At 71.4% G+C, this 19,631-nt stretch carries 15 protein-coding genes; 1 reads left to right on the forward strand and 14 read right to left on the reverse strand.

What is annotated here, in order from left to right; all coding sequences use genetic code 11:
• Window positions 1-7: 7 nt before the first annotated feature.
• Window positions 8-412: a globin gene (locus OG413_RS18165; protein ID WP_266806826.1), complete on the reverse strand. Its 405-nt coding sequence runs from the start codon at window positions 410-412 to the stop codon at window positions 8-10.
• Window positions 413-546: 134 nt separating this feature from the next.
• Between OG413_RS18165 and OG413_RS18170 the strand changes: the two genes are divergently transcribed.
• Window positions 547-1,533 (forward strand): methyltransferase domain-containing protein, encoded by a 987-nt coding sequence (locus OG413_RS18170; protein WP_266806828.1) that lies wholly within the window; start codon window positions 547-549, stop codon window positions 1,531-1,533.
• A 36-nt stretch (window positions 1,534-1,569) separates the two neighbouring features.
• On the opposite strand, the gene OG413_RS18175 is transcribed toward OG413_RS18170, so the two are convergent.
• From OG413_RS18175 to OG413_RS18235, 13 genes are all read right to left on the reverse strand, one after another.
• The gene (locus OG413_RS18175; RefSeq protein WP_266806829.1) at window positions 1,570-2,871 is read right to left on the reverse strand and encodes an FHA domain-containing protein; all 1,302 of its coding nucleotides are present in this window, start codon (window positions 2,869-2,871) and stop codon (window positions 1,570-1,572) included.
• Window positions 2,872-2,946: 75 nt separating this feature from the next.
• Complete coding sequence (locus OG413_RS18180; RefSeq protein ID WP_266806830.1) at window positions 2,947-4,308, reverse strand: VWA domain-containing protein; 1,362 nt, start codon at window positions 4,306-4,308, stop codon at window positions 2,947-2,949.
• A 97-nt stretch (window positions 4,309-4,405) separates the two neighbouring features.
• A complete protein-coding gene (locus OG413_RS18185) occupies window positions 4,406-5,839 on the reverse strand; it encodes a PP2C family serine/threonine-protein phosphatase (RefSeq protein ID WP_266806832.1) in 1,434 nt (477 codons plus the stop codon).
• Between the two features lie 2 nt (window positions 5,840-5,841).
• The gene (locus OG413_RS18190; protein ID WP_266806834.1) at window positions 5,842-8,664 is read right to left on the reverse strand and encodes a tetratricopeptide repeat protein; all 2,823 of its coding nucleotides are present in this window, start codon (window positions 8,662-8,664) and stop codon (window positions 5,842-5,844) included.
• Window positions 8,661-10,007, reverse strand: a complete 1,347-nt coding sequence (locus OG413_RS18195) for a hypothetical protein (protein ID WP_266806836.1) — start codon at window positions 10,005-10,007, stop codon at window positions 8,661-8,663. Before OG413_RS18195 ends, OG413_RS18190 begins: the two co-directional genes overlap by 4 nt.
• 46 nt (window positions 10,008-10,053) lie before the next feature.
• Complete coding sequence (locus OG413_RS18200; RefSeq protein ID WP_266806837.1) at window positions 10,054-11,088, reverse strand: glutamate ABC transporter substrate-binding protein; 1,035 nt, start codon at window positions 11,086-11,088, stop codon at window positions 10,054-10,056.
• A gap of 11 nt (window positions 11,089-11,099) precedes the next feature.
• Window positions 11,100-12,374: a hypothetical protein gene (locus OG413_RS18205; protein WP_266810224.1), complete on the reverse strand. Its 1,275-nt coding sequence runs from the start codon at window positions 12,372-12,374 to the stop codon at window positions 11,100-11,102.
• A gap of 470 nt (window positions 12,375-12,844) precedes the next feature.
• On the reverse strand, window positions 12,845-13,819 hold the full coding sequence (locus tag OG413_RS18210; RefSeq protein WP_266806838.1) for an N-acetylglucosamine kinase: 975 nt from the start codon (window positions 13,817-13,819) through the stop codon (window positions 12,845-12,847).
• Complete coding sequence (locus tag OG413_RS18215; protein WP_266806840.1) at window positions 13,810-15,075, reverse strand: 6-phospho-beta-glucosidase; 1,266 nt, start codon at window positions 15,073-15,075, stop codon at window positions 13,810-13,812. The genes OG413_RS18210 and OG413_RS18215 overlap by 10 nt, the downstream gene beginning before the upstream one ends.
• Window positions 15,076-15,077: 2 nt before the next feature.
• On the reverse strand, window positions 15,078-15,974 hold the full coding sequence (locus OG413_RS18220; protein WP_266806841.1) for a carbohydrate ABC transporter permease: 897 nt from the start codon (window positions 15,972-15,974) through the stop codon (window positions 15,078-15,080).
• Between the two features lie 3 nt (window positions 15,975-15,977).
• A complete protein-coding gene (locus tag OG413_RS18225; RefSeq protein ID WP_266806842.1) occupies window positions 15,978-16,919 on the reverse strand; it encodes a carbohydrate ABC transporter permease in 942 nt (313 codons plus the stop codon).
• A gap of 7 nt (window positions 16,920-16,926) precedes the next feature.
• On the reverse strand, window positions 16,927-18,261 hold the full coding sequence (locus OG413_RS18230; RefSeq protein WP_266806843.1) for an ABC transporter substrate-binding protein: 1,335 nt from the start codon (window positions 18,259-18,261) through the stop codon (window positions 16,927-16,929).
• 106 nt (window positions 18,262-18,367) lie between these two features.
• Complete coding sequence (locus tag OG413_RS18235; protein ID WP_266806844.1) at window positions 18,368-19,573, reverse strand: ROK family transcriptional regulator; 1,206 nt, start codon at window positions 19,571-19,573, stop codon at window positions 18,368-18,370.
• Window positions 19,574-19,631: the final 58 nt, after the last annotated feature.

The following is a 19,631-nucleotide window of genomic DNA, read 5'->3' on the forward strand; positions in this document are numbered from 1 at the left end:
CCGGATATCAGCCGTCGGTATTGATCATCGACGCGGCGGCATATGTCAGGTATTTCCACAACTGCTGCTCATGTTCCGGTGCCAGGCCGAGCTCGTCGAGAGCGACCCGCATATGACCGAGCCAGGCGTCATGAGCGGCCCGGTCCACCCGGAACGGGACGTGCCGCATCCGCAGCCGAGGGTGTCCGCGCTGGTCGCTGTAGGTCCTCGGGCCGCCCCAGTACTGGATCAGGAACAGCGTGAACCGCTCCTCGGCCGGGCCCAGATCCTCCTCCGGGTACATCGGCCGCAGCAGTTCGTCGCCCGCGACCCCCTCGTAGAAGCGGTGGACCAGGCGCCGGAAGGTCGCCTCGCCGCCGACCTGCTCGTAGAAGGTCTGCTCCTGAAGCGTGCCGTGCGGAATCTCTGTCACCCGTCCATGGTCGCAGACGCACCGGCCGAGGTCCCGGGTCCTAGGTCCTTCGTCCCGCACGCCTGTCCGGGACCCCGCTCGGCCACTCGCCCCGCACACTGGCCGCCGGGCCGCCGCCGCAGGACAGTGGGGACATGGGCGGACACCAGGAACGGTTCGCGGCCGACGCCGACGAGGCACGGTGGTCCATGGCACGGGCCGTCGCGGCGCGCGGCGGCCTGACGGACCCCGCCTGGCGCGCCGCGTTCGAGGACGTACCGCGCCATCTGTTCGTGCCGTACTTCTCCGTGGGCGGGATCCGCGGCTACGAACGGCTGTGGGGCGAGGACCCCGACCCGGTACGCCGCGGACGCTGGCTGCGCGAGGCGTACGCGGACGTGCCGCTGGCCACCCGGATCAGGGACGGCGAACTCATCTCGTCCAGCAGCCAGCCCTCGCTGATGGCCCTGATGCTCGACGAACTGGACGTACGGGACGGGCACACCGTCCTGGAGATCGGCGCGGGCACCGGCTACAACGCGGCGCTGCTCTGCCACCGGCTCGGCGACCGGGCGGTGACCACCGTCGATCTGGACCCGGAGATCACGGAGTCGGCCCGCCGTCATCTCGCCGCTGCCGGATACCGCCCGGCGGTGATCACGGGGGACGGCGCACGCGGCTGCCCGGCGCGGGCCCCCTACGACCGGATCATCGCGACCTGCACCCTGCCCTCCGTACCGTGGGCCTGGCCGGCGCAGTGCCGGGACGGCGCACGGATTCTGGCCCCGTTCGCCACCGGGCTGATCTCCCTGCGGGTACGCGACACGGCGCACGGCCGGAGCGCGGAGGGGCGGTTCCTGCCCACCCCGGCGTACTTCGTGCCCCTGCGCGGTGCGCTGCCGCTGCCCGCCCAGCTCCAGCCCCTCGCCGGACTGCCGAGGCGCGTGATCGACGACGAACTCTTCCGCTTCCTGCTGACCTTGACCGCGGGCACCCTCGATCCGCACGAGGCACTCTCCCTCTGGGAGCGCGAGCGGCGCCCCCAGCGGGAGAGGTACGGGATCACGGTCGGGCCGGACCGGCAGTGGGCCTGGCTGGACGACCCGCAGGGGCCGTACGCCTGGCCGCTCGCCGGGCCCTGAGGGCTGTGCTGCCCGGCCAGCGACGCTCGGAACGACCTAGTCCCGGCGGACCGTGATCGTCGTCCAGGCGCCGACATGCACCTGGTCGCCGTCCTGGAGCGGGACGGGGACATAGGGCTGGATCGGGTCCTCGGCACCGTTGAGCGTGGTGCCGTTGGTGGAGTTCTGGTCGACCACGGCCCAGCTGCCGTCGGGCTGCTGCACCAGCACCGCGTGCTGGTGCGAGACACCCGGGTCCTCCGGCGGCACCGACAGATCGACATCGGGGGACTCACCGGTGCTGTGCCGACGGCGCCCGATGGTGATCTGGTTGCCGGTGAGCGGGAGGCGCTGCTCCGGGGAGTACGCGGGCAGGTTGAGCCCGGTCGCCTCGGGTCCGCTGCGCTGCATCATCGCCAGGAAGTACTCACGGTCCGGGGCGATCACGGCGGTCCAGGTGGTGGAGACGGGCTGCTGCTGCCCCTGGCCCTGGTCATGCCCCTGGCCCGGTCCGAGGCCGTGCCCCTGGTCATGTCCCTGACCCGGGAACTGCGGTGTTCCCTGCGGCCCCTGCTGCTGGTAGCCCTGCGGCAGCTGCGGGGCGGGCGGCGGCGGGGGTGCCTGATGCGACTGGGGTGCCTGCGCCTGCGAGGGCGGCGACAGCATCCAGTCGTCCGCGCCGGTCTGCGGGGCCTGCGGCTGCGGCGGCGCGGGCGGCGCCGACTGCTGCTGGTGCGGCGGGAACGGCGACGGCGGCTGCTGGGCGAACGGCGACGGAGACGGCGCCGACTGCTGCTGGAACGACGGCGGCGGCCCGGCATGACCACCCTGGCCGCCCGGTCCACCCGGTCCGGGCTGACTACCGTGGCCGCCCGGTCCGGCCTGCTCGGGCGCGAGCGTCTCGGCCGGACGGTTCACCTGCGAAGGCCGCGAGCCCTGGTACTCGAACGGGTCGCGCGGCGGCTGTTGCTGCGACTGCTGCTGCTGAGGCGGCGCGGGCGGCTGGGCCTGGAAGCCCGGCGGCAGGCTGAGACCCGGCACCGGACCGCCGGGGCCACCGTGCGACGGGGCGAGCGGGGTGTAGGAGGTCGCCGTGTTCGTGAGGAAGTTCCAGCGGCACTCCTCGCAGAACGGCGCCATCGCCTCACGCGGGGTGCGGCACTGCGGGCAGAGCTCCGCCTGCATGGTCGGCTGCGAACCGGGGCCGGGGCCCTGCGGGTAGCCGTAACCGGGTGCGGGCGGCGGGGGAGGGGGCGGGGGAACCGCGCCCGCGGGCGCGCCCGCCCCGGCCATGCGGTGTCCGCAGACCTCGCACCAGTCCTCGGAACCCGACTGGTGTCCGTTCGGGCAGGTCGGCATGTCGGCGCTTCCCCCTCTCCTCGTCCGGCCCAGGGGGCCGTCATGCTCGTTCGGTTGCGGTGTGCTGTCTTGACGCTACTTCTTGACGCGAACGGTCTTGGTGGAGCGCGTTTCGAGGGTCATCTCGTCCGCCTCCGCGACCTTCGCCTTCAGTCGCACAGTACCCGTCGCCGCGTCGACGACGTCGACCACCTTCGAAAGCAGTTTCGCAGTGTCCTCGTTCCCCGAGGCCGACGCGAGCTGCACCGCACGGCCCAGTTTCGCGGTCGCGCCGTCGAAGTCGCCCGACTTGCGTGCGTCGAGCCCCTGCTGGATGACTTGTGCCAGTTCCGCCTGACCTGTGTAGTGCGCGACCTGCGGATTGATCGATGTGGACGCTGCCATGTCGTCCGTCCACACCGCCCGTACGAGACCCTGCGACAGGGTCTGCGGAGCGCCGCCGCCGGACGGGGCGGGCAGGATCAGCGAGACCCGGGCCGCCAGCATCTCCTGGCCGATTCCGGCCTGGGGGACCTGGACGCACACGTGATAGTCGCGGGACTCGTCGCCCCACGAACCCGTGGGGTAGTCCCCGGCACGCGGTCCCGCCTCGGTGCGCCGGTCGGTCAGGTCGGCGACCGTGGGCGCCACCTGCTTCACGAATCTGATCTCGACCCCGACGGGCGTCCAGAGCCGCAGCGCCACGTCCGCGACCTCCTTGCCCATCGCGTTCTCCATCATCTGTGTGAAGTCCGCCGCCAGGCCCGCCGGGTCGGCGACGATGTCGGCGGTCCCGAGCAGCGCGGAGGCGATGGCGGTGACCTCCTTCACCTCCCAGTCGGTGCCGACACCACGCGCGTCACAGGTGAAGCGGCCCGCGCAGGAGTCGAGCGCGGCCCGCAGATCCTCCGGGACCTCGTGCTCGTTGCGGCCGTCGGTCAGCACGATGCCGTGCCGGATGTCCACGTCGGCGGCGGCGAGCAGCCGGTCGGCCAGCCGCAGCCAGGTGCCGATCGCTGTGCCGCCGCCCGCGCTCAGACGCCGCAGCGCGTCCTTCGCCTGGGCCTTGGTCTGCGCGTCGGCGGTCGCGAGCCGCCCGTTGCCCGGATAGATGTCCTTGGCCACATGCGTACCGGCTACCACCGCGAACTGTGTGCCCTCGCGCAGCGTGTCGATGGCCGCGGCCGTCGCGTCGCGCGCGTTGCGCATCTTCGTCGGCGGGTAGTCCATCGACCCGGAACAGTCGACCATGATCACCACGGCGGCGTTCGGCGCCCGCCCCGGAAGGTGCGAGGGCGACAGGGACGCCCCGGTCAGCGGCACGCCGCCGGTGGTGCCGCCGCCGGTCGAGGTGACGGTGACGATCGCGTTGACCTCGCGTCCGCCGTCGGGCAGGTAGGCGTTCTGGTACACCTCGACGGAGAACTGCGGCACATTCGACTTGGAGAAGTTGGCCATCTGATCGGCTCCTTGAAGCGGGAAACAGCCGGAGGACTGGGTCGCAGCCGGAGGACTGGGAGGCAGGGAGCGGACAGGGACCGGGAAACGCGCCGGGTCAGGCGGTGTCGCCGGCCGATCCTGTCCCTTGCGGCGGTACGGCGAACGGCAGAAGAGCCACGGTGACGTTGTCGTGGCCGCCGCCGTCGAGCGCGTGACCCACCAGCACCTGGGCGCCGTGCAGCGGTCGTTCGTACGCGTCCGGCGGCACGGCCGCGGCCATCTCCACGGCGGATTCCGCGTAGTTCCACAGCCCGTCCGTGCAGACCACCACCAGACCCGGCCGGTCCGGTTTGAACGAGGCGGTATGCGGCTCCAGCTCGTAGCTGTCGGCGCCGAGCCAGCCCGTGATGGCGTGGGCGCGCTCGTCCGCGTACGCCTCGGCCTCGTTCATCAGGCCGGCGGCCACCATCTGCGCGGCCCAGGAGTCGTCCTCGGTGAGCCGGGCGGGCGGGACGGTGCGGTCGTCCGGCACCCAGTAGACCCGGCTGTCGCCGACCCAGCCGATGACCAGCAGGCCGCCCGCCATGATCGCGCCGACCAGCGTGCAGGCCGGGGCGTTCTGATGGCGGTGGGTGTCGTGCTCCGTCGCCCGGCCCGGCTCCTGGGCCAGCGCGTTGACCGCCTCGGACGCGGCGATGATCGCGTCGTGCATCGCCTGCTGCGGGTGCGTACCGCGCGGCAGGGACTCCAACAGCGCCTCGTTCGCGCAACTCGCGGCGGCCGCCGACGCCTCGTCGGGTCGGCTCGCGGAGGAGACGCCGTCGCAGACGATCGCGACGACGGCCGCCGAGCCGTCCGGCAGGGCGGTCGAGGACACCGCGAAGGAGTCCTCGTTGCGGTGGTGGCGCAGACCCCGGTCGCTGACCGCGGCCACCGAGCCCAGTTCCCGCTCCATGTGGTCGCGCTCGCGGGGCTGGGCGTGGCCGCAGTTCTCGCAGTAGCCGTCGGGGTCCACCCGGCCCGAACGGCAGGCCACACAGAGCTTGGTGCCCGCCGCCGGGGTGGAGGTGTGTTCCGCCGTACGTGGGTCGGGCGCCGCGAGCGCGAAGTCGCCCGAGGACTCTGTTCCCGCCGGTCCGTCCGGGGTGGCCCGGTCGTCGTACCGGACCGGGTCCGCGGCCGCGGTGGGCAGCGGCTTGCCGCCCGAGTCCGTGCCGGGCAGGTCGGCCGGACGGTGCGTGGGCGCGGGCAGATCGGAGCTGTCGACCTCGGACGCGGGCGGCCACTCCACCGCACCCGCACCCGCACTCGCACCCGGAACGGCACCGACGGGCCCGGCGGTACCGGCCGGAGGCGCGGGCGCACCGGCCGGGGGAGCGGGCGCACCGGCGACGGGCACGGCGATGGGCATCGTCGGCCGGTCGTCCGGCGGCGCGGGCACGGCCGACAGGTCGTACCCGCACGCACCGCAGAACAGGTCGCCCGACTCCAGCGGCTCCTCGCAGCCGGGGCACCTCGACAAGGAGGCCTGCTGGTGGATCTGTGACATCTTCACACCCACGTCCGGGGGCGGAAACGGTTGGCCCGCTCCACCAGTTCGATCCTCTCGTCGCCACGCTGTGCCAGCCGGGCGAGCATCCGGTACGAGCGTTCGAGCCCGAACCGCAGTCCCCGCTCGTCCAGTTCGGCGCCGAGCAGTTTCCGCGTACCCGGAGCTCCGGCGGACGACCCGCCCGGCAAGGGCGCACCGGGACTACCGGAGAGTACCCAGTCCAGTGCCTTGCCCAGTACCTCGGTCGACAACTGTTCGCGGCGCACCGCGTCCAGGCCGAACCCGGCCAGCTCCGCCACCTGGACCGCGGCGGCCGTCAGGTCCGTCAGCAGCGGCTCGTCGGGGTCCCGTTCACGCAGCCGCGCCCGCACGGCGGCGACCCGTGCCGCCGTGTAGTGGATCGACGCCTCCGGCACCGACTCCAGGGTGCGGACCGCCCCGGCCCGGTCTCCGGCGGCGATCTGCACCCGGGCCAGTCCGAACGCGGCGCTCACGAAACTCGGGTCGGTCGTCCACACCAGCCGGTAGTACTCCGCGGCGTTGTCCAGCTGCCCCAGCACCTCGGCACAGATGCCCAGCGCCAGCTTGGGCGCGGGCTCCCCGGGAAACGCGTCGTAGATCGCGTCGAAGGACAGCGCGGCGACCTCGTTGTCCCCGGTCACCAGCGAGGTGATGCCCCGGTACCAGACGACCCGCCAGTCGTCCGGGTGCTGCCCCTCCAGCGTGCTCAGGGCCCGTGCCGCGGCGTCCGGTTCGCTCATCTCCAGCCGGGCCCGCAGCTCCCGCAGCCGCGTCTCCAGGGAGGCGGCGGGCACGGCGTGCAGCGCGGCGATCAGTTCGGCGGGCGCGGACGCGATCACCCCGGCGAGGAAACCGGCGTTCGGATCGTCGGCGTCGACCCGGGGCACCGGCAGCGCGAGCGAGGTGCCCCGCGCGTCGAGCCCGGGGAGCCGCAGGCCGCGCCCGGCGGACGTGCCCGGCGGACCGGCCGGTGCGGCGAGAGCCGTCCGGGGCGCCGGAATCACGGCCTGCGGCTGCGCGTACGCGAGCGCGGCACCGCCCCCGCCTCCGGCGCCGCTCCCCGGGCCGCCGACCTGGCCGCCCTGTACATGGGTGCCCGGCGCCGACAGCGGAGCGCCGCCCGGAGCGTGGTACCCGGGCGCGGGCGGGCCCGCGGGCTGGGCGCCCACAGGCAGGGCGCTCGCCACCGCCGTCACGGCCGCCCCCGGGGCGAGGGGCATCGCGGCACCGGCCGTCGCACCCGCACGGCGCTTGCGCCGGTTTGGTCGCCCGCCGCCCGCCGGATCGGCCCGCACACCCAGGCGCGACACATCCTGCGTCAGCTCGGAGAACAGCTCCGTGTCCGTCACCCGCAGTTCCGTACCGAAGAGCGTCGACAGGGCCGGCCTCGGCCGCCCCGTCTGGAGCGACACGACCTCGCGCAGCACCCCCGTCAGCTGCTCGGCCATCTCCGTCGCCGAGGCGAACCGCCGCGCCGGATCCGGGTCGGTGGCCCGCACCAGCAGCCGGTAGAACGACTCGTACGTCCGGAACACCTCGATGTTGTCCGGGTCCGGCAGCGAGTCCACGAAGACGTTCGTGTACCCCTGGAAGTCGAACGTGAGCACCGCGAGCGTCCGCGCGACCGTGTACAGGTCGGAGGCGACCGACGGGCCGACCTCCGCGACCTCGGGCGCCTGGTAGCCCACGGTGCCGTAGATGGCCGACTCCTCGTCGTCCATCCGGCGCACCGCGCCCATGTCGATCAGCTTGAGCTGGTCCTCGGTCTGGATCGCGTTGTCGACCTTGAAGTCGCAGTACAGCAGATTCCGGCTGTGCAGATGACCGAGCGCCTCCAGGGCCTCGATCCCGTACGCGCACGCCTGTTCGACCGGCAGCGGGTCGCGCTTTCCGGCCGGGGTGCGGCGCTCGTTCGCGATCTCCTTGAGCGCCTTGCCGCCGACGTACTCCATCACGATGTAGCCGTCGAGCGAGCCGGTCCGCTGGTCCAGGTGCTCGACGAAGTTGTAGATGCGGACGATGTTGGAGTGCTCGATCTCCGCGAGGAAGCGGCGCTCCGATATGGCCGCCGCCATCGCGTCCTGGTCCCCGGTGTCCAGCAGGCCCTTGAGGACCACCCAGCGGTCGGAGACGGCACGGTCCACCGCGAGGTAGACCCAGCCGAGCCCGCCGTGCGCCAGACAGCCCGCGACCTCGTACTGCCCGTGCACGATGTCACCGCCGCGCAGCTTCGGTACGAAGGAGTAGGGGTGGCCGCACTTGGTGCAGAACCCCTCGGTGCGGCCCGCCCGTTCGCCGCGCGCGCGGCCCACCGGGGCCCCGCAGTCGGAGCGCGAACAGAACCGCTTGCGCTCGGGGACCTCGGGATTCTCCATCACGGCGGTACGCGGATCGGGGCGCGGCACGTCCGGGACCTGCACCAGGCCCACGCCCAGCCTGCCCCGGCCGGAGGAGCCGGACGCGGTCCCCGAGGAGCGCACCGACACCGAACGGGACGTCGAGGCACCGGACAGCGAGCGCGACAGCCGCCCGGAGACGGAACGCCGCGAGGTCGACGAGCGGGACGAGGCGCGCGAACTCGACCGCTGTGACGTGCTGCGGCTGCCGGCCCGGCCGCCGCCCGCGATGCCGGTGGGCGGCGAGGCGACCATCCCGTCGCCGGATTCCCGGTTGTGCCCGGACGGGGGAGACCCCGCCGGTGGGACGACCGGCGCCAGACCGCAGGTGTCGCAGTACAGCTCACCGCCGCCCATGTCCTCGTAAACGCCCTCGCACGCGGGGCGCTGGCACTGCGTACTCATCGTGTATCCCCCTGTTCGCCCCGCCGGTCCTCCGGTGAGGACGGCCGCTGCGGTGTCAGCAGTTCCGCGGCCGCCTGCTGATAGCGCAGCACCGCCTGCCCGGCGACCCGCAGATCGCACGGGGCGCTCCACAGCATCCGGCGCGCGGCGTCGTACCGCTCGATCAGCACCGGGTCCTCCGCGAGACCGTGCCGGGCGACCTTCGCCTTGTACGCGTCGAGCCGTCCGCGCAGCTCCGCACGGACCGCGAGCGGCGCCGTGACGGACGTCAGTGACTCTCGGGCCCGCATCAACTCGTCCTCGGCCTCCCGCTCCAGTGACTCCAGGAGCGGTGAGAGCCGGTGCCACTGCGCGTACCTGCGGTAGTCGGACGCGGCCGCGAGCCGCTCCTGCAACGCCGTCGGCGGGCCGCTGACCGCGGGCACCTCGGACGCGGCGATCTTCGCCAGCACCTCACCGCGCGCCGAGCGCGCCTCGGCCAGGGTGCGGTCCGCCCGCGAGAGGACGTCCCGCAGCTGGACCAGGCGCTGTTCGGCGTCCTGCCGGACCGCGAGCACCGCCTCGATCTCCCGGCGCACGTCCTCCAGGGCACGGGCCGCCCGGTCGTAGCGGATGGTGTCGGGACGGCCGCCGCCGGGCGCCGCGCTGCCGGGGCCCGGCAGCCAGAACGCCAGCGGGTCGGAGATCACCTGCGTCCGCAGCGTGGTCAGCTCCTGGGTGATCTCCGCCAGGTCGTCGCCCGCCGGATGCTCACCGGGACGCACCCCCACCGAGTGCGCCAGCGAGCGTGTCCGGTGCAGTTCGGCGGCGAGCAGATCTATCCGGGCGGGCAGCGCGGACCATACGGAGTCCGAGGCGACGACCATGTCCAGCGAACGCGCGTACAGCTCGTTCATCCGGCTCACCAGCTCCTCCAGCGTGAACCGCTCGGAGAGCCGGGCCGGACCGGTGATCGAGGGATCGGTCACCGCCGCGGTGTTCGCCACGGTGATGTCGTCGCCGCGCAGCAGCCCGGTCAGGGCGACCAGGTCGTCCCGGTTCGGGTAGCGCCTGCGGGCCCGCACCTCGCGGGCCTGGGCGAGCGCCCCCGCGTAGGCGTCGAAATAGCCCCACAGCAGCGTGATCGACCGGTCGGTCGTGGCCCAGCGGTCCCGGGTCACCCCGGTCAGCTCGGCGCCCTCCAGGAGCCGGCGCCCGGCATGGTCCTGCAGGGCGAGGAGCGAGGTCTCGATCGCCTCGTGCTCCGCACCGAGCCGGGCCAGCGCACGGTCCGCCTCGTCCCGGTCCATGACCGGGCCGGGGGGCTTCCCCGCGAAGCCGGGGAAGGATCCCGCCACGCCCATCGATCATCTCTCCGCTCTCCCCGCCGGGCCGTGGGCCCGGACGGGATCAGTTGCTCCGGTACTTGGGCTCCGGCGGTGCCTTGATCCCGGGCAGTCCGGTCGCCAGCCACGTGCGGTACGACACCATCCAGTCGCTGTCCTTCCCGCCCCGGCGATAGTCGTCCAGCACGGCGTTGACGCGGGCCACCAGGTCGTTCGCGCCCTTCTTCGTCGCCACGCCGTAGTACTCGGTGGTGAACGGGGCGCCCTTGAGGACCACCGCCGGATCCTGCGCGGCCTGACCGGCCGCCAGGGCGTTGTCCGTGACGACGGCGTCGACCTCGCCGAGCTGGAGACGGACCAGGCAGTCCAGCTGATTGGGCACGGTCAGCTGGTCCTTGTCCCGCCCGGTGCCGTCGGACTCGTCCTTGAAGACCGCACCGTAGGACTGCTTCTCCAGCGCCTCGTACGCGGTGGAGCCCTCGGCGGTGCAGACCCGCTTCCCCTTCAGGGAGGAGTCGTACCCCGTGATCGTCGATTTCTTCGGGGCGAGCACCTGCTGCCCGGCCTGGAAGTAGGCCGTGGAGAAGGAGACCTGGTCCAGCCGCTTGCAGTTGATCGTCATCGTCCGCACGACGACGTCGACCCGGTCGTGCTCCAGGGCCGCTATGCGCTGGTTGGTGGGAATGGCCCGGAAGATCACCGCGTCGGGGTCGCCCAGGATGTTCCCCGCGATGGCCCGCACCAGGTCGATGTCGAAGCCTTCGAGCGTGCCGGTGTCCGGGTTGCGATAGCCCCACCGGAAGCTGTTCTGGTCGACACCGGCGATCAGCTTGCCGCGCTTGCGGATCTTCTCGATGCTCGGCCCGCCCGCGCTCGACGGCGGCAGACTCGCCTCCGGGTCGGTGCACGCCTCGGCCCGAGCGGGCACCGCCGACGCCGTCCCCGGGCCCGCGGTGTTCACGCCGAAGGGGTCGGCTCCGCCGTGGGAGAGCGGCAGCAGGGTGAGCGAGGCCGTGACGGCACAGGCCACGGCCATGCCCGTCACCCCGCCCCAGCCACGCAGCCTGCCGCGCGCCGCCCGGTCCTTCACCCCGGTCATCGCTGCCCCTCTCACCGGTATTCCGAGAGCCTGCGGTTGACCCCGAGGGCGGCGGCGGCCGCGCCCAACACGGCCAGGGCACCGGCCCCGATCGGCAGCCCGCCCAGCGCCCCGCGTCCGTCGGTCGCCGACCGGGTGAAATCGCCCTGCTCAAGAGCGAGTGCCTTTTCGAGCGCCATGTCCACTCGCCGGAACGACTGGCCCGTGGAGTCCTTCGTGCCGATGATCTGCACCAGCGCACCCTCGTAGTCGCCCTGGTCGTCGGTCGCACGGGCCTTGCGGTGGCGGTCCTGCCACTCGGACGCACTGGTGATGGCCTTCGCCACCGGCTCGCTCCCCCGGAAGTCGTCGGCGAGCTTCTCGGCCCTCTTCAACTGCGCGTCGAGGGCCTTCATGCCCGTGGTGTAGTCGGTCTCGTACTGGTCGCCGGTGCCGTCCGCGGTCAGTACGGCACCGCGGGCGACCAGGGTGAGGTTCTCATTGGCGCGCGCCTTCAGGGAGTTGATCCGCGCGTTGTTGAGGACATCGAGTGACTCCTGCCCGTGGACCATCGCGGCACGCAGTTCGGTACGCGCCACCGTATGCCCCACCGCCAGCCACAGCAGCAGCACGGTCGTCGCGGCCGTCGCCGCCAGCAGGCCGTGGTTGAAGACCCTGTTCGTACGACGGTAGTTGCGCCGCTGCGTCCACACCAGCGCGCCCAGCGCCACGATCCCGGTCAGCAGCGAGAAGTACGGAAACCGCCGGGCGTCGGCGGAGTCGCGGCCGAGCCGCCCCGTCTCCGCGACGTACAGCCGCTCGGCGGCGGGCAGCAGTTCGTCGGTCATCTTCTGGTTCGCGTACCGGAGATAGGCCCCGCCCAGCGGCAGACCCTGCCGGTTGTTCGCGCGGGCCCGCTCGATCAGTCCGGTGTAGACCGGGAGCAGTTCGTTCAGCGTGGTGATCTCGTGCCCGGACGTGGTCGTGGCGTCCGTGTTCGCGGCGGCCTTCACCAGCAGCCGCGAGGTGTCCTTGATGTCCTTCTCGTACTGCTCGTGCACATCCCTGGGCTCCTGGGCGCCCGCCAGGAAGCCGCTCGCCGCCATCGTGTCCGCGTCGGCGAGCGAGCGGTAGATGTCCGCCGCGTCCGCGCTCAGCGGTTGACTGCGGCTGACCACGTCATCGGCCGCGGAGGCCCGGCCCGAGATCTCCAGGGCCGTCACCGCTCCGAACGCCACGACCAGCAGCGCCAGTACGGCTCCGATGATCTGGAGCCGTCCGGGCTCGGTCGTCGCCGCGTCCCGCAGCCGCTCCGTCCGCCCGGTCCAGGCACCGCGGCGCTGCGCGGGTACGGGCCCGGACGTCCGGGCGGGCGCGGACAGCTCGCCGGGCGCGGACGGCTGAGCCTGCTCCGCCTGCGAGCCCCCGATCGGCGGGTATGTCACTTGACCTCCCCCTCGGTCACTGACGGCGGTCCGGCCCCCCGGCCGATCGGAGGACTGGTACCCGGCCAGAAGTATGGCCGCAGGGAACGGAGTCCATACGGAGAACGCCTGGATCCTGTATCGGTCCACGCATTCGATCAGGGCGAGCGCAGTCGATCAAGACGATCGCCGTAACAAGCCCTGAAACATCCCCGTCAGCGCTGCCGAAGCATCCCCGAAGCGGACAGAATCCCCACCAGGAACACGTTCGGGACCACTGATCGGTTCCCCTACGCCCAGGGGCGCCTCACGGCGCGAACGCTGTGAGACGCCCCACGGGAGTGTCCAGTGTGTCAGGTGTACTGGGCGCGCAGCCTCCGGTGCACCTCGGGCGCCGCACCCACGTGGTCCAGGCCGAGCAGCGCGGCCCCCAGGACCGGCGGCTGCGACACCACCCGGACCACCGCCTTCGGGGCCCGGTCCGCGAGGAGTTCGGCGATCCTGGAGTCCAGCTGCGGGTGGCGTGCGGCCAGCACACTGCCGCCCAGGAGCACCGGCGCCTCCTCGTCCAGCAGACCGAGGCGGGTCAGCGCGACCGAGGCCATCGCGACGACCTCCTCCGCCAGCCGGTCCACCACGGAGCCCGCCAGCGGGTCACCGGCCGCACTCGTGGCGAACAGCACCGGGGTGAGCTCATGGCGCCGCTCGTACGGGATCCCCCCCCGGTGCAGCGCCTCGATCAGCGCGTACATCGAGTCGAGCCCGAAGTGGCCGGGCAGCGTACGGACCAGTTCCGTCGGCCCGCCGCGGCCGTCCTCGGCCCGCGCGGCCAGCCACAGGGCCTCCTCCGCCAGCCCCGAACCGCCGCCCCAGTCACCGGATATGCGGCCGATCGCGGGGAAGCGGGCGGTGCGCCCGTCCGGCACCATGCCGACGCAGTTGATCCCGGCGCCGCAGACCACCGCGACGCCCCGCGGCTCGTCCACCCCGGCCCGCAGTATCGCGAAGGTGTCGTTGCGCACCTCCACCGTGCCGGCCCAGCCACGGGCGAGCAGAGCCTCGGTCAGCTCCGCCTCCTCGACCGGGAGATCGGCGTTGGCCAGACACGCGGACACATGCCCGATGTTCCCGATGGGCCCACCGACGGCGGCGACCGCCCGGTCCAGGATCGAGGACAGGACGTCCACGGCCGCCGCCACCCCGACGGCGGGCGGCTGGAAACCGCCGCCCCGGGCCGTGGACAGCACGCTTCCGTCCTCGCCGATCAGAGCCACATCGGTCTTGCTGTTCCCCGCGTCGATGGCGACGACCGAGACATTCACGCCCACGCGAAGTGCTCCCGGTTGTGCGCGATCAGCCGGTCGGTGAGGCCCTCGGCGTACTCGTACTGGCCGACCAGCGGATGCGCGAGCAGCGCCTTGAAGACCCGGTCCCGGCCGCCGCGCAGCGCGGCTTCCAGGGCGAGGTCCTCGTACGCCGTGACATGACCGATCAGACCGGCGTACAGCGGGTCCAGCGCCGGGACGGCGAGCGGGGTCGCGCCCGTGCCGTCGACCCGGGCCTGCACCTCGATCACCGCGTCGTCCGCCAGGAACGGCAGCGTCCCGTTGTTGTACGTGTTGACCACCTGCACCGCGGAACCGCCGCCGCCGAGCAGCGAGGCCGCCAGGTCCACGGCCGCCTCCGAGTAGAAGGCGCCGCCGCGCTTGCCGAGCAGGGCCGGCTTCTCGTCCAGGGTCGGGTCGCCGTACATCTCCAGGAGTTCCTTCTCCATCGCCGCGACCTCGGCGGCCCGGGACGGCTTGGTGCCGAGCTCCCGGACGACCTCGTCGTGCGCGTAGAAGTACCGCAGGTAGTACGAGGGGACGACGCCCAGCCGGTCCACGATGGCGCGCGGCATGTGCAGATCGTCGGCGATGGCGTCGCCGTGCTCGGCCAGCAGCTTCGGCAGGACGTTCTCGCCCTCGGGGCCGCCCAGGCGCACCCCGAGCTCCCAGGTCAGGTGGTTCAGTCCGACGTGGTCCAGGTGGACCTCGCCGGGGGTGACGTCGAGCAGCGCGGCGAACTTCCGCTGGAAGCCGATCGCCACGTTGCACAGGCCGACGGCCTTGTGCCCGGCCTGGAGGAGCGCCCGGGTGACGATGCCGACGGGGTTGGTGAAGTCGATGATCCAGGCGTTCGGGTTCGAGCGGCGGACCCGCTCGGCGATGTCGAGGACGACGGGCACCGTGCGCATCGCCTTGGCGAGGCCACCGGCGCCGGTGGTCTCCTGGCCGACGCAGCCGCACTCCAGCGGCCAGGTCTCGTCCTTGTTGCGGGCGGCCTGTCCGCCGACGCGCAGCTGGAGCAGGACCGCGTCGGCGTCGGCGACGCCCGCGTCCAGGTCGGAGGTGGTGGTGATCTTCCCCGGGTGGCCCTGCTTGGCGAAGATCCGCCGGGCCAGGCCGCCGACCAGCTCCAGCCGGTCGGCCGCCGGGTCGACGAGCACGAGCTCCTCGACCGGCAGGGTGTCGCGCAGCCGCGCGAAGCCGTCGATCAGTTCAGGTGTGTAGGTGGACCCGCCACCAACTACTGCGAGCTTCATGGTCAGCCCTTTACTCCGGTCAGTGTGACGCCCTCGACGAATGCCTTCTGGGCAAAGAAGAAGACGGCGATCACGGGGGCCATGACCAGTACGGTCGCGGCCATGGTCAGATTCCAGTTTGTGTGGTGTGCGCCCTTGAAGGATTCGAGGCCGTAACTGAGCGTCCAGGCGGCCGGGTTCTCGGAGGCGTAGATCTGTGGGCCGAAGTAGTCGTTCCAGGCGGCGAAGAACTGGAACAGCGCGATCGCCGCGATGCCGGGCTTGGCCATCGGCAGAACGACCCTGATCAGCGTGCGGAATTCACCGCAGCCGTCGACCTTGGCCGCGTCGAGGTACTCGTTGGGGATGGTCAGGAGGAACTGCCGCAGCAGGAAGATGGAGAACGCGTCACCGAAGGCCATCGGGATGATCAGCGGCCAGAGGGTGCCGGACAGGTCCAGCTGCTTGGCCCAGAACAGGTACATCGGGATGATGACGACCTGCGGCGGCAGCATCATCATCGAGATGACCAGCATCAGCGACAGCTTGCGGCCGCGGAAACGGAACTTGGCGAGCGCGTACGCCACGGGCACGGACGACACCACCGTCAGCACGGTGCCGACCCCCGCGTACAGCAGGGTGTTGCGCCACCAGGTCAGGAAGCCCGGGGTGTCGAAGACCTGCTTGTAGTTGCCCCACTCCCAGGTGTTCGGGGTGAGGTCGCGGGTCAGCGCCTGCTGGTCGGTCATCAGCGAGGTCAGGACCACGAAGACGAACGGCAGCACGAAGAAGAGCGCGGCCGCGACCCCGAGCGAGTGCACGGCGATCCAGTGCAGCAGTGCCTTGCGGCGCGCGGTGCGCGCGGCGGGCGTGGGGCCGTCGGTCACCCGGGCGGCGGGCTTGTCGAGGAGTTGGGTCATGACTCAGTCACCGGCCTGGAGAAGGTTGTTGCGGCCGCGCATCAGCAGCGCGGTGAAGGTCATGGCCAGGGCGAACAGGACGAGGGCGACGACACAGGCGGAGCCGTAGTCGAAGCGCTGGAAGCCGAGGTTGTAGACGAGCTGCGGAAGTGTCAGTGTCGACTTGTCGGGATAGCCCGGTTCGAAGGCCTGGCCGGAGCCGCCGATGATGCCGGAGGCGACCTTCCCCGCGACCAGTGGCTGTGTGTAGTACTGCATCGCCTGGATCACTCCGGTGACCACCGCGAACAGCACGATCGGCGAGATGTTCGGCAGCGTGACGAAGCGGAACTTCTGCCAGGGCGAGGCGCCGTCCAGCTCGGCGGCCTCGTACTGCTCCGTCGGCACGTCCAGCAGCGCGGCCATGAAGATGACCATCAGGTCGCCGATGCCCCACACCGCGAGCATGGTGAGCGCCGGCTTGGACCAGGAGGCGTCGTTGAACCACCCGGGCGTCGGCAGCCCCAGGTCGCCGAGGATCGAGTTGACCGGCCCCGTCCCGGGGTTGAGCAGGAAGACGAAGGCCAGCGTCGCGGCGACCGGCGGCGCCAGGTACGGCAGGTAGAACAGGGTGCGGAAGACGCCCGTACCCGACTTGATCTTGGTGATCAGCATGCCGATGCCGAGGCCGAAGATGACCCGGCAGGTGACCATGACCAGGACCAGCCAGAGCGTGTTGCGCAGTGACGGCCAGAACATGGGGTAGTCCTCGAAGACATACCTCCAGTTCGTGAGGCCGTTGAAGACCGGGGCCCCGAAACCGTCGTAGTCCATGAAGGAGAAGTAGACGGTCGAGATCATCGGGTACGCGAAGAAGACGGTGAACCCGATCAGCCACGGCGACATGAAGGCCGCTGTCCGAAGGGCCGACCTGCGGCGCTTGGAGCGGAGCGTGTGCGTTGTCATCGTGCTGCTACTTAGCCTTGGCGATGTCGGTGTCGATCTGCTTCGCGGTCTTCTCCAGGCCGGCCTTGAGGTCCTTCACCGCGCCCTTCTCGTACTGGTAGCCGAAGTCCTGGATGGTCTGCTGGTACGTCGCGCCGTTGATGGCCCCGTCCGGGGTGTTGGACTTGGGGTGCTGGGCGATGTCCAGGAAGGTCTTGAAGCGCGGGTCGAACTTCAGGTCGGGCGACTTCAGCGCCTCGAAGGTGGAGGGCACGTTGCGGATGCCGTTGGCGAAGTCGACGACGGCCTTGGTGTCGCTGGTCATGAACTTGACCAGCTCCCAGGCGGCGTTCTGCTTCTTGCTGGCCGGGGCGATGCCCATGATCGTGCCGGACAGGAAGCCCTTGCCGTAGCTGTCGGCCTCGTCGTCGGCGACGGGCATCGGCGCGACGCCGATCTCGAACGGCACCTTGGCGTCCTCGGCCATGCCCAGCCGCCACTCGCCGTCCAGCTGCATGGCGACCTGACCGGTCTGGAACGGGTGCTTGGAGCCCCACTCGTCACCGAAGGTGCCGCGGTACTTCTCCAGCTTGTCGTAGCCGCCGAGGTCGGCGACCAGCTTCTTCTGGTACGTGAACATCTTCGCGAAGGACGGGTCCTTGGCGATGTTGGACTTGCCGTTCTCGTCGAAGTACTTGTGGTCCCACGAGGACATGTAGTGGTCGGCGACCGTCTCGTAGCCGTGGAAGGTCGGCATGAAGCCGAGCTGCTGGTAGCTGTCGCCCTTCTCGACGGTCAGCCGCTTCGCGACGCTCGCCAGCTCGGACATCGTCTTCGGCGGCGCGGTGATCCCGGCCTTCTCGAAGGCGTCCTTGTTGTAGTACAGCCCGTACGCGTCGGCGAGCAGCGGCAGGGCGCAGCGCTTGCCCTCGAACTGGGTGTAGTCCAGCAGAACCTTCGGGAAGGTCTTCTCCAGGTCGAGCTTCGACTTCTCGATGAAGGGCGTCAGATCGGCGAACGCGCCGGACGAGCAGAACTTGCCGACATTGGACGTGGTGAAGGACGACACCACGTCGGGGCCCTTCGAACCGCCCGCGCGCAGCGACTGGTTCAGCTTGTCGTCATTGATGTTCCCGATGACGTGGACCTCGATGTTCGGGTGGGCCTTCTCGAACCGGTCGACGTTGTCCTGGACCGCCTTGACCTCGGCGGGCGCGCTCCAGCCGTGCCAGAAGTTGATCGTGGTCTTCGCGTTCGGATCGTCGTTCGCGGCGGTCTCGGACTGGCCGGTACACGCGGTGGCAAGAACCGAGATCGCGGCGACGGCGACAGCGGCGGTGGTGGTCAGACGGCTTTTGCGCATGACGGGACTCCCAGGGACAGGGACAGGGGATGGAAGCAGGGGACGAGCGAGGAAAAGAAAGAGGAGAAAGAAGAGGAGAAAGAAGAGGGGAAGGCGGTGCGGCGGATCAGCGCGAGGTGTCGAACACTTCGTCGCGGGTATCGGAGAGGGCCCTTTCCAGGGCACCCCGCAGGACCGGATGCCGGTCGATCTCGCCGAGGACGAGACGGGGCCGGGAGGCGGCGAGTTCGGCGAGCTCGGACTGGATCAGGGACCGCAGGAGTTCGCCGCCCGCGGAGACCAGCTCACCGGAGAGCACGATCAGCCCGGGGTCGAGCACGGCGGTGACGGAGGCGAGACCGGTGGCGAGCCGCTGGGCGTACTGGCGCAGCAGCTCGGTCAGCGGCTCGTCCCGCTCGTACGCGGCGGTGGCCCGTACCAGCAGGGCGGCGGCGACCTCGGGGTAGGGCGTCTGAGGGGTGTCGATGCCGAGCGACCTCGCGAGCCGCGGCAGCGCCTGGGCGCCCGCCAGCTCCTGGAAGCCGCCGCTGTTGGCCTTCACCACCTGGCGTACGAGCGGAGTGCCCGGCACCGGAAGGAAGCCGACCTCGCCCGCGCCGCCGGTGAAGCCGCGGTGCAGCCGTCCGTTGATGACGAGGGCGGCGCCGAGGCCCTCCTCGTTCCACAGCAGGACGAAGTCCTCGTTGCCGCGGGCCGCGCCGAGCCGCTGCTCGGCCACGGCGACCAGATTCACATCGTTCTCGTACTCCACCGGCATGGGCAGGAACGCGGCCAGCTCGTCCAGCAGCGTGGTGGAGTGCCAGCCGGGCAGGTGCGAGGCGTACCGCAGGCGGCCGGTACCGGGGTCGAAGGCGCCCGGCGTGCCGATGACCACGCGGTGCACGTCGGAGCGGGTGAGCCCGGCGTCCTTGACCGCGCCGTCCAGCGCTTCGGTCACCTGGCGCACCACGCTGTCGGCGCGGCGGCCGGGGGTGCGCAGCTCGAACTCGCCGACGGTTCCACCGGTCACATCGGCGACCGCGGCGACGATCCGCTGGGCGTTCACATCGAGCCCGGCGACATGGGCGGCCCGCGCGTTCACGGTGTACAGCTGCGCGTTGGGCCCGGGGCGCCCCTCGCTGGTCCCGGTGGCCACGACCAGACCGGCCGCCTCCAGCCGGGCCAGCAGCTGGGAGGCGGTGGGCTTGGACAGCCCGGTCAGCTTCCCGATCTTCGTCCGGGAGAGCGGGCCGTGTTCCAGGAGCAGGTCGAGGGCGGCCCGGTCGTTCATGGCGCGCAGGACGCGTGGCGTACCCGGTGTGGTTCCCGCCATGATCGATGCACCGCCCTCTGTTAGGAAACTTTCCTATTCGGTGAGAGGACGGTATGGC

The sequence above is a fragment of the Streptomyces sp. NBC_01433 genome, from assembly GCF_026340105.1.
GTDB lineage: Bacteria > Actinomycetota > Actinomycetes > Streptomycetales > Streptomycetaceae > Streptomyces.